Annotated in this window: 19 protein-coding genes; 14 read left to right on the forward strand and 5 right to left on the reverse strand. The window is 65.0% G+C overall.

Going from position 1 to position 15,482, the window contains the following annotated elements; translation table 11 throughout:
- Positions 1–49: 49 nt before the first annotated feature.
- Positions 50–466 (reverse strand): CopD family protein, encoded by a 417-nt coding sequence (locus tag VJ811_RS14510; RefSeq protein WP_414711954.1) that lies wholly within the window; start codon positions 464–466, stop codon positions 50–52.
- Positions 467–499: 33 nt separating this feature from the next.
- Positions 500–1,528, reverse strand: coding sequence for a uroporphyrinogen decarboxylase (hemE, locus tag VJ811_RS14515; protein ID WP_324073576.1), 1,029 nt, complete (start codon positions 1,526–1,528; stop codon positions 500–502).
- Between the two features lie 350 nt (positions 1,529–1,878).
- Between hemE and VJ811_RS14520 the strand changes: the two genes are divergently transcribed.
- The 12 genes from VJ811_RS14520 to VJ811_RS14575 all read left to right on the forward strand — a co-directional run bounded on the left by VJ811_RS14520 (position 1,879) and on the right by VJ811_RS14575 (position 10,317).
- The gene (locus VJ811_RS14520; RefSeq protein ID WP_324073578.1) at positions 1,879–2,691 is read left to right on the forward strand and encodes a pyruvate, water dikinase regulatory protein; all 813 of its coding nucleotides are present in this window, start codon (positions 1,879–1,881) and stop codon (positions 2,689–2,691) included.
- Positions 2,688–3,284, forward strand: coding sequence for a Maf family protein (locus VJ811_RS14525; protein WP_324073580.1), 597 nt, complete (start codon positions 2,688–2,690; stop codon positions 3,282–3,284). The genes VJ811_RS14520 and VJ811_RS14525 overlap by 4 nt, the downstream gene beginning before the upstream one ends.
- Positions 3,281–4,105, forward strand: a complete 825-nt coding sequence (gene aroE / locus VJ811_RS14530; RefSeq protein WP_324073582.1) for a shikimate dehydrogenase — start codon at positions 3,281–3,283, stop codon at positions 4,103–4,105. The genes VJ811_RS14525 and aroE overlap by 4 nt, the downstream gene beginning before the upstream one ends.
- Complete coding sequence (coaE, locus tag VJ811_RS14535) at positions 4,102–4,737, forward strand: dephospho-CoA kinase (RefSeq protein WP_324073584.1); 636 nt, start codon at positions 4,102–4,104, stop codon at positions 4,735–4,737. Before aroE ends, coaE begins: the two co-directional genes overlap by 4 nt.
- Before the next feature lie 19 nt (positions 4,738–4,756).
- The gene (dnaQ, locus tag VJ811_RS14540) at positions 4,757–5,458 is read left to right on the forward strand and encodes a DNA polymerase III subunit epsilon (protein WP_324073586.1); all 702 of its coding nucleotides are present in this window, start codon (positions 4,757–4,759) and stop codon (positions 5,456–5,458) included.
- Positions 5,459–5,503: 45 nt separating this feature from the next.
- On the forward strand, positions 5,504–6,076 hold the full coding sequence (gene hpf, locus VJ811_RS14545; RefSeq protein ID WP_324073588.1) for a ribosome hibernation-promoting factor, HPF/YfiA family: 573 nt from the start codon (positions 5,504–5,506) through the stop codon (positions 6,074–6,076).
- Positions 6,077–6,227: 151 nt separating this feature from the next.
- On the forward strand, positions 6,228–6,692 hold the full coding sequence (locus VJ811_RS14550; protein ID WP_324073590.1) for a PTS sugar transporter subunit IIA: 465 nt from the start codon (positions 6,228–6,230) through the stop codon (positions 6,690–6,692).
- Between the two features lie 45 nt (positions 6,693–6,737).
- Entirely contained in the window at positions 6,738–7,076 is a 339-nt protein-coding gene (locus tag VJ811_RS14555) for a DUF1491 family protein (protein WP_324073592.1), read from the forward strand.
- A 209-nt stretch (positions 7,077–7,285) separates the two neighbouring features.
- Complete coding sequence (locus VJ811_RS14560) at positions 7,286–7,951, forward strand: cell wall hydrolase (protein ID WP_324073594.1); 666 nt, start codon at positions 7,286–7,288, stop codon at positions 7,949–7,951.
- 166 nt (positions 7,952–8,117) lie between these two features.
- Positions 8,118–8,738 carry a DUF4136 domain-containing protein gene (locus VJ811_RS14565; RefSeq protein WP_324073595.1) on the forward strand — a complete coding sequence of 207 codons (621 nt, stop codon included), beginning with the start codon at positions 8,118–8,120 and terminating at the stop codon, positions 8,736–8,738.
- A complete protein-coding gene (locus tag VJ811_RS14570) occupies positions 8,735–9,844 on the forward strand; it encodes a M14 family metallopeptidase (RefSeq protein WP_324073597.1) in 1,110 nt (369 codons plus the stop codon). The genes VJ811_RS14565 and VJ811_RS14570 overlap by 4 nt, the downstream gene beginning before the upstream one ends.
- Positions 9,844–10,317 carry a GNAT family N-acetyltransferase gene (locus VJ811_RS14575; RefSeq protein ID WP_324073599.1) on the forward strand — a complete coding sequence of 158 codons (474 nt, stop codon included), beginning with the start codon at positions 9,844–9,846 and terminating at the stop codon, positions 10,315–10,317. The genes VJ811_RS14570 and VJ811_RS14575 overlap by 1 nt, the downstream gene beginning before the upstream one ends.
- Before the next feature lie 62 nt (positions 10,318–10,379).
- On the opposite strand, the gene VJ811_RS14580 is transcribed toward VJ811_RS14575, so the two are convergent.
- Positions 10,380–10,832, reverse strand: a complete 453-nt coding sequence (locus tag VJ811_RS14580) for an Hsp20 family protein (RefSeq protein ID WP_324073601.1) — start codon at positions 10,830–10,832, stop codon at positions 10,380–10,382.
- A gap of 188 nt (positions 10,833–11,020) precedes the next feature.
- Here VJ811_RS14580 and gpmA point away from each other — a divergent pair, with 188 nt between their 5' ends.
- Both gpmA and VJ811_RS14590 read left to right on the forward strand, forming a co-directional pair.
- Positions 11,021–11,707 (forward strand): 2,3-diphosphoglycerate-dependent phosphoglycerate mutase, encoded by a 687-nt coding sequence (gene gpmA / locus VJ811_RS14585; protein WP_324073603.1) that lies wholly within the window; start codon positions 11,021–11,023, stop codon positions 11,705–11,707.
- Positions 11,708–11,778: 71 nt separating this feature from the next.
- Entirely contained in the window at positions 11,779–13,824 is a 2,046-nt protein-coding gene (locus tag VJ811_RS14590; RefSeq protein ID WP_324073605.1) for a DUF3857 domain-containing protein, read from the forward strand.
- Here VJ811_RS14590 and dapD read toward each other — a convergent pair.
- Together dapD and VJ811_RS14600 are read right to left on the reverse strand one after the other, a co-directional pair.
- Positions 13,802–14,644 carry a 2,3,4,5-tetrahydropyridine-2,6-dicarboxylate N-succinyltransferase gene (gene dapD / locus VJ811_RS14595; protein ID WP_324073607.1) on the reverse strand — a complete coding sequence of 281 codons (843 nt, stop codon included), beginning with the start codon at positions 14,642–14,644 and terminating at the stop codon, positions 13,802–13,804. The two genes, VJ811_RS14590 and dapD, sit on opposite strands and share 23 nt — an antisense overlap.
- Positions 14,641–15,312, reverse strand: a complete 672-nt coding sequence (locus VJ811_RS14600) for a pyrimidine 5'-nucleotidase (RefSeq protein ID WP_324073609.1) — start codon at positions 15,310–15,312, stop codon at positions 14,641–14,643. Before VJ811_RS14600 ends, dapD begins: the two co-directional genes overlap by 4 nt.
- Positions 15,313–15,482: the final 170 nt, after the last annotated feature.

A 15,482-nucleotide genomic window follows, 5' to 3' on the forward strand; every position in this document is an offset into this window, starting at 1 on the left:
GATCAAGCCTGTCCCGAGCATGTCGAAGGGTCCGGCATGACGGGAAAATTCAGGGGCGGACAACTACCAGGACCACGATGATCGCCGCCGCGATTCCCGGCACCTCGTTGAGCAGGCGCACCTGCTTTTCGGTCAGCGGACGCTCACCGCGCGCGAGTTTCTTCGCGTAGCCGATCATCCAGCCATGATAGCCCGAGAGCGCGATCACGAGCAGGAATTTGGCGATGAACCAGCCCTCGCGCCAATAATCACCGTTGAAGGCGAGCATCAGGCCAAAGACCCACACGAAAATAATCGCCGGGTTCAGGATGATCCGCCGCAGCCGGTCCTCGCGCTCGATCCATTTCTTGTCCTCGTCGGAGCCGACCGGACATTGATGGTGATAGACGAAAAAGCGCGGCATCATGAACAGGCCGGCCATCAGGAAAATCACGAAAATGATATGCGCGGCTTTGATCCAAAGCATCGTCGCCCCCAAAAAACCAGCCAGTTCCATAGATTATCCGCCGCGAACGCGCCTGACCAGATGCTCGACATGCGCGATCGGCGTGTCGGGCACGATCCCATGACCGAGATTGAAGATATGGGGACGCGACGGAAACGCCGCAAGGATATTGTCGATCGCGCTATCCAGCGCCTCGCCGCCGGCGACGAGCGCGAGCGGGTCGAGATTGCCCTGCACGGGAAGATGGGGCGGCAAGATGGCGTCGGCCCACACCGGATCGACCGTTTCGTCGAGCCCGATCGCGTCGACCCCGGTCTCGTCGGCATAGGCGCGAAGCTTGCCGCCCGCCCCCTTTGGAAAGCCGATGACCGGCGTATCGGGATGCAGCGCTTTCAGGCGGCGGACGATTTCGGCGTTGGGCGCGACTACCCATCGTTCGAACTGCGCCGGCGACAGGCTGCCCGCCCAGCTGTCGAACAATTGCACCGCGTCGACGCCCTGCTCTATCTGTCCCGAAAGATAAGTGACGGTCAGCTCGACGATCGCATCGATGATTTTCTGGAACGCCGCCGGATCACCAAACGCGAAGCGCCGGGCGGCCGCCTGATCCTTCGACCCCTGCCCCGCCACCATATAGGTCGCGACCGTCCAAGGGCTCCCAGCGAAGCCGAGGAAGGTCGTTTCGGAGGGAAGCGCGTCGGCGACACGCGCGACGGTCGCATAAACGGGGTCGAGCCGTTGCGGCGCCGCTTCGAGTGACGCCAAGGCGCTATCGACAAGCGGCGGGGCGAGCCGCGGCCCCTCGCCCGCCTCGAACCACAGATGCTGGCCGAGCGCGTGCGGGATGACGAGGATGTCCGAAAAGAGGATCGAGCCATCGAAACCAAAACGCCGGATCGGTTGCAACGTCACCTCGGCCGCGGCTTCGGGATCGTAGCAAAGCTCGAGAAAGCCGCCCTTGGTTTCCCTGAGCGCGCGATATTCGGGCAGATAGCGTCCAGCCTGGCGCATCAGCCAGAGCGGAGGGCGCTCGTGTCGCGCCCCGCGCAGCGTTGCCAGCAAGCTCTTCGGTGACGCCTTCACGCGGGCCCTCTTTCTCTTCTCAATATAATCTTAAATGAAATTGTGGTGGTTTGTTGGTTGGCGGACAAGCGCGGCTTTAGGCCGGGGCGCCCTTTTTGCCAACAGCTTGACTCCACCACCACCGCCACCTGCCGCAGAGTCGCCTCCCGCTTCTCCCACTATTCACAGCCTGTGGATAAGATTCATCCCTTGTGGGCAAGTGGTGGAGCGGAATCGGCAGCGCCGGGGATGAATCGATCGTCCCCATTTCCTCCCCGCGCTTGTCCAAAACTTATCCACAGGGGGCTTTTCATCGTCCAAGATATGATCCGGGATTGCCTTTTTCTGCGGTTTCCCGCCATGGTGCCGCGATGGGCCGGCTCCACTTACATCTCATATCCGACTCCACGGGCGAGACACTCGAAAATATCGCCAAGGCGGCGATCGCGCAGTTCGACGATGTCGAGGTCGTGCGCCATTTCTGGCCGATGGTGCGATCGGAATCGCATCTCGACCGGATCATGGCCGAGGTGCAGGCAAGCCCGGGGATGATCCTTTTCACGCTGGTGAATGGCGAGCTGCGCGTCAGCCTCGAACGGCGCGCGCGCGCGCTCAACCTGCCGACGGTCGCGGCGCTCGACGCGGTCACCGATGCCTTGTCACGGATGCTCGGGCAGGAAGCGAAGGCGCGCCCCGGCCGCCAGCATGTCCTCGACGCCGCCTATTTCGCGCGCGTCGACGCGATCCAGTTCACCGTCGCGCACGACGACGGCATCGGCTGGGAAAATTGGGAACAGGCCGACATCGTCCTTGCCGGCGTGTCGCGAACCTCGAAAACCCCGACGAGCATCTATCTCGCGAACCGCGGCTTCAAGACCGCGAACATCCCGATCGTGCCAGAATCGCCGCCGCCGAACGTGCTGTTCACGCTGAAGCGCCCGATGGTCGTCGGGCTGACGACGGGACTCGACCGGCTGGTGCAGGTCCGCCGCAACCGGCTGCTGTCTTTGAACCAGGCGCCCGAGACCAGCTATGTCGACGACGAGCGCGTGAGGGCTGAGCTCGCTTATGCGCGGCGCATGTTCGCCGACAATGGCTGGCCGGTGATCGACGTGACGCGCCGCTCGATCGAGGAAACCGCCGCGGCGGTGATCAAGCTCGTCGAAGACCGAAGCGCCGCATGACCCTGCTCCTCGCCTCGCAAAGCAGCGGCCGCGCCACGATGCTCCACGCCGCCGGACTCGAATTCGAAACGAGCGCCGCGCATGTTGACGAGGAGGCGCTCACCGCCTCGCTGCTCGACGCCGGGCAGACCCCGCGCAACATCGCCGACGCGCTCGCCGAAGCAAAGGCGGTCAAAATCTCGTCGCGGCTTCCGGGCGTGACGGTGCTCGGCGCCGACTCCACCCTCGCGCTCGACGACGGGTCGATGCTGTCAAAGCCCGAAAGTCCCGACGAGGCCGCCGATCACCTCCGCCGGATGGCGGGAACGCGTCACCGCCTGTTCAGCGCCGCGGTCGCCGCGCGCGACGGCGCCCCCATCTGGCGCGCGATCGGCGAGGCGAAGCTGTGGATGCGGCCCTTGTCGGAGGCCTTCATCGCCGACTATGTCGCACGCGAATGGGACAGCATCCGCTGGACCGTCGGCTGTTACGAAATCGAAGGAGCGGGTGTGCAATTGTTCGAAAAGGTCGAGGGCGATCCCTGGACCATCATCGGCATGCCGATGCTCCCCTTGCTGGCGTGGCTCCGCACCACCGGGCTGGCACCGCAATGAGCACGCCTTATGCCCCCCCTTATGCAGAGGTGATCGGCGATCCGATCGCGCAGTCGAAATCGCCGCTGATTCACGGTTTCTGGCTCGATGCCCTTGGCCTCGAAGGCGATTACCGCCGCGCGCATGTGAAGCCCGACGACCTCGCGGCCTATATCGCCGAGCGCCGCGCCGATCCCGACTGGCGCGGCTGCAACGTCACCATGCCCCACAAAGGTGTCGTGATGGATCTCGTCGACGATCCCGGCGACATTCGCGGCACGATCGGCGCGATGAACACGATCGTCCGGCAGAAGGACGGCGCGCTGATCGGCACCAACACCGACGCGGCGGGCTTTTATTCGCCGCTCGCCGAACTCGATCTCGAGGGTGCCCCCGTCGCGGTTGTCGGTGCGGGTGGTGCCGCGCGCGCGGTGCTGTTCGCGCTGGCGCGTGCGAACGTCGGCTCGGTCACGATCCTCAACCGCAGCCCGCTCAAAGCGATGGGCCTGCTCGCGACCTTCGGCCTCAAGGGCGATGTCGTTGCCCTCGACGCGCAGCTTCCCCCCGTGTCGCTGCTCGTCAATTCGAGCAGCCTCGGGATGAAGGGCCAGCCGCCGCTCGACCTCGACCTGTCGCCGCTCCCCGACGATGCGATCGTCTACGACCTCGTCTATTCGCCGCTCCAGACCGGCTTGCTCAAGGCGGCCGAAGCGCGCGGACTCGACACCGTCGACGGGCTCGACATGCTGATCGGCCAGGCCGCGCTCGCCTTCGAGCTGTTCTTCGGCAGCGCCCCGCCCGAGGGCCGCGACGAGGAACTGCGCGCGCTCCTCACGGCATGAGCCACCGCCCCCAACTCGGCCGACATCCCGGCTCGCGCCTCCGCCGTCCCTTCATTCTCGGCCTCACCGGGTCGATCGGCATGGGCAAGTCGACCGCGGCGATGATGTTCGAGCGCGAAGGCGTCCCCGTGTTCGACGCCGATGCCGAGGTTCACCGGCTGCAGGGGCCCGGCGGCGCGCTCGTCGCCGCGATCGAGGCGCGCTTTCCCGGCACCACCGGCGCGAACGGGGTCGACCGGCAAAAGCTCGGGGCGCTGGTGCTCGGCAACACCCACGAACTCGCCGCGCTCGAGGCGATCATTCACCCCGCCGTCGGCAGGGCGCAGAAACGCTTCCTCGCCAGAAACCGTGCGCGCGACGTCGTCGTGCTCGACATTCCCCTGCTCTTCGAAAAGGGCGGCTGGCGAAAGGTCGGGGCGATCGCCGTCGTCTCGGCACCGGCATGGATTCAGCGCAAGCGTGTGATGCGCCGCCCGGGGATGACCGCGGCGAAGCTCAAGGCGATCCGCCGCCTGCAGGTCCCCGACCGCGTCAAGCGCGCGCGCGCGGATTTCATCATCGAAACGGGCCGCCCGAAAAGCGAGACGCACCGGCAGATTCGCTTCATCGCCTCTTGTTTCCACGCCCGATAGGGTCCAGATTATGGTTTCGATGCGCGAGATAATTTTCGATACCGAAACCACGGGTTTCGATCCCAGGAGCGGGGACAGGCTGGTCGAAATCGGGTGTGTCGAGCTGGTCGACCGCCGCGAAACCGGCGTCACCTTTCACGCCTATTTCAATCCCGAACGCGACATGCCCGCCGCCGCCGAAGCCGTGCATGGCCTGTCGATCCAGTTCCTGTCGGACAAGCCACTCTTCGCGACTCGTGTTGACGAGCTGATCGAGTTTCTCGGCGACGCGCCGCTCGTCGCGCACAACGCCGCGTTCGACTTCGGCTTCGTCAACGCCGAGCTCGCGCGTGCCGGCCGCCCCGCGCTCGACATGGCGCGGATGTGCTGCACCGTGCAGATGGCGCGCAAGCTCCACCCCGGCGCGAAGCACAGCCTCGACGCGCTCTGCACGCGCTATGGCATCGACCGCAGCCACCGCGTCAAGCATGGCGCGCTGCTCGACGCCGAACTGCTCGCGCACCTCTATATCGAAATGACCGGCGGGCGACAGATCGGCCTTGGCCTGGCGGCTTCGGGCGGCGCATCGGCCACGATCGAGATTTCGACCCCTCCCGCATCGCGCGGCCCCGACCGTCCCTTTCGCGAACCCCGTCCCCATATGGCGTCGGCCGCCGAACTCGCGCGCCACGCCGAATTTGTCGCAGGGCTGAATCAGCCGCTGTGGCTCGATACGGTGTGATGACCCTCCCTTAAGTCATCGCACCGGCCAAGAAGGAGAAGAAAAATGGAAATCCGCGTCTCTGGCCACCAGATCGAAACCGGCGAAGCGCTTCAGGCGCATGTGTCGGACCGGATGAACGCGATTGCCGACAAATATTTCTCGCGCGCAATCGGGGCGCACGCGACTTTTGGGAAGGGACCGCACGACAGTTTTCAATGCGACATCGTCGCGCATGTGATGCAGGGGCTGGTGCTGAAGGGGCACGGCCAGGCACAGGACGCGCATGTCGCATTCGAAGGCGCCGCCGAGCGCATCGAAAAGCAGCTCAGACGCTATATGCGCCGGTTGAAGGACCGCAACAACGGCCCGGCGGAACCCTCGCCGACGGTCGACGAGATCGAGGACAATGCGGCTTACACCGTGTTCGACGCCGGGAATGACGAGGATGCGGGCGATGCGCCCGCGATCATCGCCGAAACGCGCGTCGATATCCCCAGCAGCAGCGTGTCCGACGCGGTGATGATGCTCGACCTTCGCAACACCAACGCGCTGCTCTTCGTCAACAGCAAGACCGGCTCGCACAATATGGTCTATCGCCGCGATGACGGGACGATCGGCTGGGTCGAGCCACGATAGGGCTGGATTTTCTCCGCCATCCGGCTTAAGGGCCGCGCCCAACGATGCCCGAAGCCGGGATGGCGGGGGGCCTGCCACGACAGATCCGCGATCGCTTGCCAGCTTCAAGTTTCTGGCGGCGGCCGGCGTTTTACAAGATTTGACCAGAGCAATGAATCTTTCTTCCCTTCTCTATCCGGCGACCGTGCGCGCGCATGTGCAGCTCGATTCGAAAAAGGCGCTCTTCCCCTTCGTGGGCGATCTCGCCAGCCGCTCGCTCGGCCTCGATGCCGGCGAAGTCAGCGAAGCTTTGCTCGAACGCGAACGCCTCGGTTCGACCGGCTTCGGGCGCGGGATCGCGCTTCCGCATGCCAAGATGGCCGATCTCGGCGGCGTGCGCGGCCTGTTCCTGCAGCTGGCGCGTCCGATCGACTTTACCGCGGTCGACGGCCTGCCGGTCGACCTGCTGTTCATCCTGCTCTCGCCGCTCGACGCCGGCGCCGATCATCTGAAGGCGCTCGCCGGCGTATCGCGGATGCTCCGCAACGATGCGATCGCCGAACGGCTGCGCGGCGCGAAGAGTGACGAAGCGCTTTATGCGATGCTCGCCGACACCGAAGCGCGTGACGCGGCCTGACAAAAGATCAGCCGTGCCCCTGCCTTCGCAGGGGCACAAGCTGACATGACCCGCCTCAAAAGCCGTTTCCTCGTCGACCTGCTGCTTCGCCGCACCGAAGCGGCGGGCGGCTTCGCGACCGTGGTTGTCAAAGGCGACGAAACGTCGGGAATCATTCTCGTCCAATGCACCGAACGCGGGCGGCCGGGACCGCTGCTCGAACGGCGGTTTTCGGCGGACGGCCACTATATCTGGGAGGCGGTCGGCCCCGACGACCCAAATGATGGGGAAGCGCGGGCAAATTACCAGGATCGACGGCGCAAGGCCGACCCCGATCTATGGTTAATTGAACTGGACATCGCAGATGCGCCACAACTCGTCGCGGAGTGGGCCGCGTTAACTTGACTCTGTTGCGGCGCACAATAGGTGGCGCCTATTCGATAACGCGTAGGTCGTTCCGTGGGATATATCGCCTTTGGTGATGCCCCGGGAAAACGGTTCGGACACGCAGTCGGACGATGACCGCAGGCGAAATTGGACCATAGTCCCCTCACCTGTTTTTTTGGGCCTGTTTTGAGAGGTTCGGTTCATCGGCCGCACTTTTGACGGGCAATATGAGTCGCATTCTGAACGTAGCCGGCATGGCTGCCGTCGGCATGACTGCCGCCTCCATGCTGCTTTTGGCGGAACCGGGCTTTGCAAGCGATCTTGCGGCCGAGGCCAATATCCCCACGATCATCCTGCCGGGCGCCGACGCGCCGGCCGCGGAGGAAACGGCGAACCTGCCGACCGATGCCGAACTGCCGGTCGAAGACAGCAAGAAAATTGAAAGCGAATCCGCTCCCGAGCCAAAGCCGGCTCAGGTGACCGCCGATTCGCTCGCCGAACTCGTCGCCGCGACGCCCAAGCCCGCCGACATCGATCCCGAACTGCGCTGCCTCGCCGGTGCGGTCTATTTCGAATCGCGCGGCGAATCGCTTCCGGGCCAGCTCGCGGTCGCGCATGTCGTGATCAACCGTGCCCAGTCGGGCCGCTTCCCCAAGAGCCTGTGCGGCGTCGTCCACCAGAAGAGCCAGTTCAGCTTCGTGCGCGGCGGCCGGATGCCCGCGGTGCGCAACGCGGCGCAGTGGAACAACGCCGTGGCGATCGCGCAGATCGCCCGCGACGGCAGCTGGAAGAACCACGCCCCGGGCGCGCTCTTCTTTCACGCGCGCTACGTCTCGCCGGGCTGGCGCAAGACGCGCATCGCGCAGATCGACAACCACATCTTCTATCGTTGATCGGATGGGCGCGGTGCAGATGGCGCCTTCCCCTTTCTCGTCACCCCGGACTTGATCCGGGGTCCATCTGCGCCACCGTCGATGGATGCCGGGTCGAGCCCGGCATGACGACGCGATAGGCATCCCGTTCATTGCCAAGCCATATTAGCTGGCGCATGATGCTGCGATGACGCGTCAAATTTCCGTCGCCCTGCTCTGTGCAGCGGCGCTCGCTCTCGGTGGCTGCGCCACCGCGGTTCCCCCGGTCGAAGTCACGCGCTTCCATGCCAGCGCGCCCACGGGCTGGGCGCCGGGTATGCGCTATACCGTCGACACAGCGCCGCTCGGCAACGCCGGGGCGATGATCGACGCGCCCTCGCTCGAATGGAACAGTTACCGCACCGCGGTCGAACAGCAATTGCAGCGGCAGGGACTCGTCGCGGCGCCCGACGGCGCCCGCGCGCCCTTGAAGGTGCGGATCGGTTTCGAACGCATGAACCGCGAAGGCATCGGCAGGCGTTCGCCTGTCTCGGTCGGCGTCGGCGGTTCGACGGGCAATTACGGGTCGGGCGTCGGGCTCGGCATCGGCCTCAACCTCGGCGGCGGTCCGAAACGGATGGCCGATCTCCAGCTCGCGGTGCGCATCGACGATGCCGCGAGCGGCCAGGCTGTGTGGGAAGGCCGCGCCGTGACCGCGGTCCCGTTAAAGGCGCCCGCCAGCCAGCCCAGCCTCGCGGCGGCGAAATTGGCCGAAGCCCTATTCAAGGACTTCCCCGGCGAATCGGGACGCACTATCAGCGTCAAATGACCATCACCATCAACGCCGCTTTCGACAGCGGCAATATCGTCGTGGATGCCGTCGACGGCACCTCCGCCCGCCTGTCGATCCGCAAGGACCGCGAATCGGACTTTTTCCAGTGGTTCCATTTCCGCGTGGCGTGCGCGGTCGGCGACGCGCTCGACCTCGCCATCACGGGGCTTGGCAACTCGGCCTATCCCGATGGCTGGCCGGGCTATGCCGCCTGCGCGAGCACCGATCGCGAAACCTGGTTCCGCCTCGACACAAGCTATGAAGCCGGCACGCTGACGATCCAGCACACCGCCGAAAGCCCGATCCTCTATATCGCCTATTTTGCGCCTTATTCGATGGAACGGCACCACGACCTCGTCGCCCAGATCGCCGAATGCGAAGGCGTCACCTACCGCTGTCTCGGTACCAGCCTCGAAGGCCAGCCGATCGACTGCCTCGAACTCGGCACCGGCGAGAGGCAGGTCTGGCTTTATGCGCGCCAGCATCCGGGGGAGAGCATGGCCGAATGGTGGATGGAAGGCGCGCTCGAAAAGCTCGTCGATCCCGCCGATCCGCACGCGCGCTCGCTGCGCAGCAAGTGCCGTTTCCACATCGTCCCGAACATGAATCCCGACGGCGCGCGCCGCGGCCATCTGCGCACCAATTTCGCGGGCGTGAACCTCAACCGCGAATGGGACAATCCGACCACCGAGCGTAGCCCCGAAGTGCTCGCCGTCCGCAATGCGATGGACGAAACCGGCGTCGACTGGGCGATGGACGTCCACGGCGACGAAGCGATCCCCGCGGTCTTCCTCGCGGGCTTCGAAGGCATCCCGTCGCTCAAGGCGGAGCAGACCGAAAAATACAAGGCGTTCGAAACCGCGCTCGCCGCGAACACCCCCGATTTCCAGGTCGACCTCGGCTATGCCGAAACCGCCCCGGGGCAGGCGAATCTCTCGATGTCGACGACGCAGCTCGCCGAACGTTTCGGCGCGGTGTCGATGACGCTCGAAATGCCGTTCAAGGACAATCGCGACCTCCCCGATCCCGTCGCCGGCTGGTCGCCCGAACGCTCGAAGCTGCTCGCGCACGCGTGCCTTCAGACGCTGGACCAGCTTCTCTGATGTCCAAGGCGGGCGCCTGGCGGATCGTCGAGGATGATCTGTCGGGCGCCGACATCCGTGCGCTGCTCGAACAACATTTCGCGGGCATGCTCGCGAACTCGCCGGCCGAAAGCTGTCATTTCCTCGATTTCGACGGGCTGCGCGCCGACGGCGTCACCTTCTGGTCGATCCACCGCGGCGACGAGCTTGCGGGCTGCGGCGCGCTCAAGATGCTGGGCAACGCGCATGGCGAGATCAAGTCGATGCGCACCGCCGAACCCTTCCTGCGGCAGGGTGTCGCGGCGCATATGCTCGATCACATCATCGACGTCGCGCGGACCCGCGGTCTCGAGCGCCTCAGCCTCGAAACCGGATCGAGCGGAGCCTTCGAACCCGCGATCGCGCTTTACCAGCGCTACGGTTTCACCGAGTGCGAGCCCTTCGCCGATTACCAGCCCGACCCGTTCAGCCGCTTCATGACGCGCGTGCTCTAGACGCAAAAACGGGGTCCGGAAGGGAACTCCGGACCCCGCAACTTCATTCAATCGGGCGCCCTTTACGCGGCCTTCTTGTCCTCGATCGCCGGCTGGCCGCCGATGGCAATCTTGTGCGGCTTCATCGCCTCGGGCACTTCGCGCACCAGGTCGATCGAAAGCAGCCCGTCGGCGAGGTCGGCCTCGCTCACCCGCACGAAATCGGCGAGCTGGAAGCGGCGTTCGAACGCGCGCGTCGCGATGCCGCTATAGAGCAATTGGCGCGCCTCGCCTTCAGCCACCGGCGCCTTGCGGCCGCTGACGGTCAGCATATTCTGCTGTGCGGTGATGTCGATCTCGTCGGACTTGAAGCCCGCGACCGCGACGGTGATGCGGAAATGGTCGTCGGCGAGTTTTTCGATATCGAACGGCGGGTAATTTTCGGCGCCCGAACCGCCCGTTTCGAGGAAATCGAACAGCCGGTCGAACCCGACGGTCGAACGGCGATAGGGGGTCCAGTCGAAACTGTTACGCATGGTTCTTTCTTCCTTTTCAAAAGCGAAGTCAGGGACCGCGGCGGCCGCCGCGATCACCACCCGGCCCCGTGTCGGCGGCCGGATGAGGCAAATCTGGGTGCAGCTGAAACCATTTCAAGAGGGCGGTTGGCGTTCGGCGAAAACCCGCGCTAAAGGGCGGCGACTCTCCTCCAGCGCAAGGATCCGAAATGCCCCAGCTCATCCTCATCCGTCACGGCCAGTCGCAGTGGAATCTCGAAAACCGCTTCACCGGCTGGTGGGATGTCGATGTCACCGAAAAGGGCGTCGCCGAAGCGATCGCCGCGGGCGAGCTGATGAAGGCGAAGGGCATCGCCCCCGACACCTGCTTCACCTCGGTCCAGTCGCGCGCGATCAAGACGCTCAATCTCGCGCTCGAAGCGATGGGGCGTTTGTGGCTCCCGGTCACCAAGGACTGGCGCCTCAACGAACGCCATTATGGCGGGCTCACCGGGCTCGACAAGGCCGAGACCGCGGCGAAGCATGGCGACGATCAGGTCAAGATCTGGCGCCGCAGCTTCGACATTCCGCCGCCGCCGCTCGAAGCCGGTTCGCCGTGGGACCTGTCGACCGACCCGCGCTACGCCGGCATCGACATCCCCTCGGCCGAAAGCCTCAAGGACACGATCGAGCGCGTGCTGCCTTATTATGAAGCCGCGATCGTCCCCGAACTCGCCGCGGGCAAGACGGTGCTGATCTCGGCACACGGCAACAGCCTGCGCGCGCTCGTCAAACATCTCTCGGGCATTTCGGACGCCGACATCACCGGGCTCGAAATCCCGACCGGCCAGCCGATCGTCTATGAACTGAACGACGATCTGACCGCGCGCGAGCGCTATTACCTCAGCGAGCGGTAAGTAACCGAATCGTCCTTCTTGCGTTCCGACCGGTTTTCGACATGATGCCAGGAAATTGCGGGGGGGCAAAATTGCGTACGACGGGATGGGCATTGCTGGCGCTCGCGCTGGCGCATGGGCCGGCGAAGGCCGAGGAGAATCAGGTAAAGCGGGGGCCGACGCCCGACTGGGTGCTGCCCTCCGAACTGGTGCCGGTTCCCGAGGGGGCGAGCGGGCTGCTCTTCGTCCGTCGCCAGGACATCGTCGCCCATCTCGATGACCGGGGACAGGCGCAATATCTTGGCTACCGGATGCGGCTTCTCCATCCCAACGCCCTGCAGATCGGCAATATCTCGATTGCCTGGAACCCCGCTTCCGGCCCGCCGGTCGTCCATATGATCAATGTGCATCGCGACGGTACGACGATCGACGTGCTCAAGAATGCGTCCTTCGAAATATTGCGCCGCGAGGATCAACTCGAAGCCGCGATGCTCGATGGGGTACTGACCGCCGTGTTGCGCGTGCCCGACCTGCGCGTCGGCGACGAACTCGAAGTCGGCCTGACCACCCGGTCGAACGACCCCACGCTTGCGCAGAATGAATCGGGTATTCTTTTCCTCCTGCCAAGCCCGCAGCCCGGCCGGTTCCGTCTCGGGTTGAGCTGGGACGAAGGCGCGAAGCCCAACGTGCGGATGACCCCGGATATGGCGGCGGTGGCGCGGACCGGCGATCATAGCGTCGATTTCCTGTTCGATAACCCGCCGACATTGACTCCGCCAAAGGATGCACCGCCCCGTTTCCTGTGGCAACGTATGGTCGAGTTCAGCGATTTCGCCGATTGGCGTGCCGTGTCGCGGCATTTCGCGCCGCTGTACGCCAAAGCCGCCCATATTGCCGAAGGCTCGCCGCTCAAGGCCGAAGCACGCCGTATCGCCGCCGCGCATGCCGACCCTCTCGACCGTGCCGCCGCGGCGCTCAAGATGGTTCAGCAGGATGTCCGCTATATCTATGTCGGTCTTGGCAGCGGGAATCTGACCCCCGCCACCGCGGAGGAAACCTGGCGGCGCCGCTACGGCGATTGTAAGGGCAAGACGGCGCTCTTGCTCGCGCTGCTCGCCGAACTGGGCATCGAGGCGGAAGCCGTCGTCGTCAATAATCAGGGCAATGACGATGGCTTCGACGAACGGCTACCGAATCCCGGGCTATTCGATCACATCCTCGTCCGCGCGCGGATCGATGGGAAACAATATTGGCTCGACGGGACGCTGCCGCCGGTGGCCTCCCCGGCGCTCGATCCAGTGGTCGATTATCGATGGATCCTGCCGCTGGATATGCAGGGCGACCCGCTTGAGAAGCGCGCGTGGCGACCGGCCGACAGGCCGGACGAGATCAGCCTTTACGAGATCGACGCGCGCGCCGGTTTCGACCAGCCCGCGCGCGTAACGAACACGACGATCGCCCGCGGGCTCGCGGGCCTGCAGCAACAGGCGCAGCTGTCGGGGATCAGCGCCGACCAGTTGCTGACGGGGATGCGGCAGCAAATCGTCGGCAGCACCTGGCAGACGGTCGACGAGGTCAAATTGCACTATGACCAAAAGGCCGGAGCCAGTGTGCTGACGGTCGTGGGTTCGTGGGAGGTCGACTGGGAAAAAGACGGTGGCGCCCGGTCGCTGGCCTTGCCGGGCGGCGGCTTCAGTCCGCCAGAAAAGCGGATCCGCCCGGCGGACCAAAATCAGAATCTGCCCTTCTACAACAAACCCGAATTCTCTTGCAGCGTGACGACGGTCCGGTTTCCATCAACCACCCAGGCTGCGAACTGGACCTACAAGTCGGGTTTCGACGCGACCATCTTCGGCCAGAATTATTATCGCGCGTTCGACATTCGCGACGGTTCCATTCGCATGATACGCGGCTTTCGCGTCGACAGCGTGGAGATCGACGCGGCGAGCGCGCGACAGGACAATGGACGGATCGCGGCCTTCGACAACAGCAAGGGCTGGATCTTCTACGAACCGCTGGGCGGCGTTGCGCCGGATTCGGCCCGCAAGATGGTCCCGGCCACTTACGATATCGACTGGACCGCCGCCGACGTCCCCTGCCTGTCGTCCGCCGCGATCAATCGCGCAGCAACTCGTTGATCCCGGTCTTCGCGCGCGTCTTCGCATCGACGCGCTTGACGATCACCGCGCAATAAAGCGACGGCCCCGGCGTCCCGTCGGGCAGCGGCTTGCCCGGCATCGCGCCCGGAACGACGACCGAATAGGCGGGCACTTCGCCGATGAAGACTTCGCCCGTCGCGCGGTCGACGATCTTGGTCGATGCGCCGAGATAGACACCCATCGACAGCACCGCGCCCTCGCGCACGATCACGCCCTCGGCGACCTCGGCGCGCGCGCCGATGAAGGCGCCGTCCTCGATCACCACCGGCCCGGCTTGCAGCGGTTCGAGCACGCCGCCGATCCCCGCGCCGCCCGACAAATGGACGTTCGCGCCGATCTGCGCGCAGCTGCCGACGGTCGCCCAGGCGTCGACCATCGATCCCTCGCCGACATAGGCGCCGATATTGACGAAGCTCGGCATCAGCACCGCGCCCTTGCTGATAAAGGCGCCGCGGCGGACGATCGATCCGGGGACGGCGCGAAAGCCCGCGTCGCGAAAGCGGTTCTCGCCCCATCCCGCGAATTTCGACGGCACCTTGTCCCACCAGGTCGCGCCGCCGGCGCCGCCCTCGATGATCTCCATGTCGTTGAGGCGGAACGACAGCAGCACCGCCTTCTTCAGCCATTGGTTGACCTGCCAGCTACCGCCGGCATCGCGCTCGGCGACGCGGTAGCTGCCGTCGTCGAGCCCCGCGAGCGCACTCTCGACCGCCTCGCGCACCGCGCCGGTCGTGGTCAGCCCCAGCGTGTCGCGCGCGTCCCACGCGGCTTCGATCGTGCTCTGCAGGTCGGTCGTCATGAAATTCCCCAAGGTGAAGGCAAGGTATCGAGCCAGTCGGCGATGTCGGTCGCGTGGAAATCGACATGGTCCGGCAGGTGGTCCCGATGGCCGCTTTCGCTGCCATTGTCCAGCCACACGGTCGTCATCCCCAGCCGCTTCGCCGGGGTCAGGTTGCGCGCCATATCCTCGACGAACAGGCTCTTCGCCGGATCGACGCCGAGGTGTGCGACCATCATGTCGTAAGCCGCCGCGTCGGGCTTGGGCGTATAGCGCGTGACGCGGATGTCGCAGATGCCGTCGAACAGGTCGGCGATTCCGCGCGCGTCGAGCACGCGCGCCGCATAATCGGCATCGGCGTTGGTGAAGATCAGCTTGCGCCCCGGCAGCCGCGCGAGCCCGGCACGAAGCCGCGGATCGGCCGTCAGCCGATCGAGCGCGATATCGTGGACGTCGACCAGAAAATCCTCGGGGTGCACGCCGTGGTGACGCATCAGCCCCGCCATCGTCGTGCCATGATCGTGGAAATATTGCTTCTGCACCCGCCGCGCCTCGACCGCGTCGACATTCAGCAACCGCATGATGAAGGCGCCCATGCGTTCGTCGATCAGGTCGAACAGCCTCGCCGACGGCGCATAGAGCGTGTTGTCGAGATCGAAGATCCAGCTGTCGATATGGTCGAGGCGCATGGTCACGCCCCGGCGCTTAGAGCGTGGTCGAGGAGGGGGCAAGGGACACGAACCTTTCCACAATCGTTTGTGCTGAGCTTGTCGAAGCACCGTTCTTCCCCTTTAACGTCAACAGACAAGAACGGCCCTTCGACAAGCTCAGGGCGAACGGCTCAATAAAGGGGACGCCA

The sequence above is a fragment of the Sphingopyxis sp. genome (assembly GCF_035250425.1).
Lineage (GTDB): Bacteria > Pseudomonadota > Alphaproteobacteria > Sphingomonadales > Sphingomonadaceae > Sphingopyxis.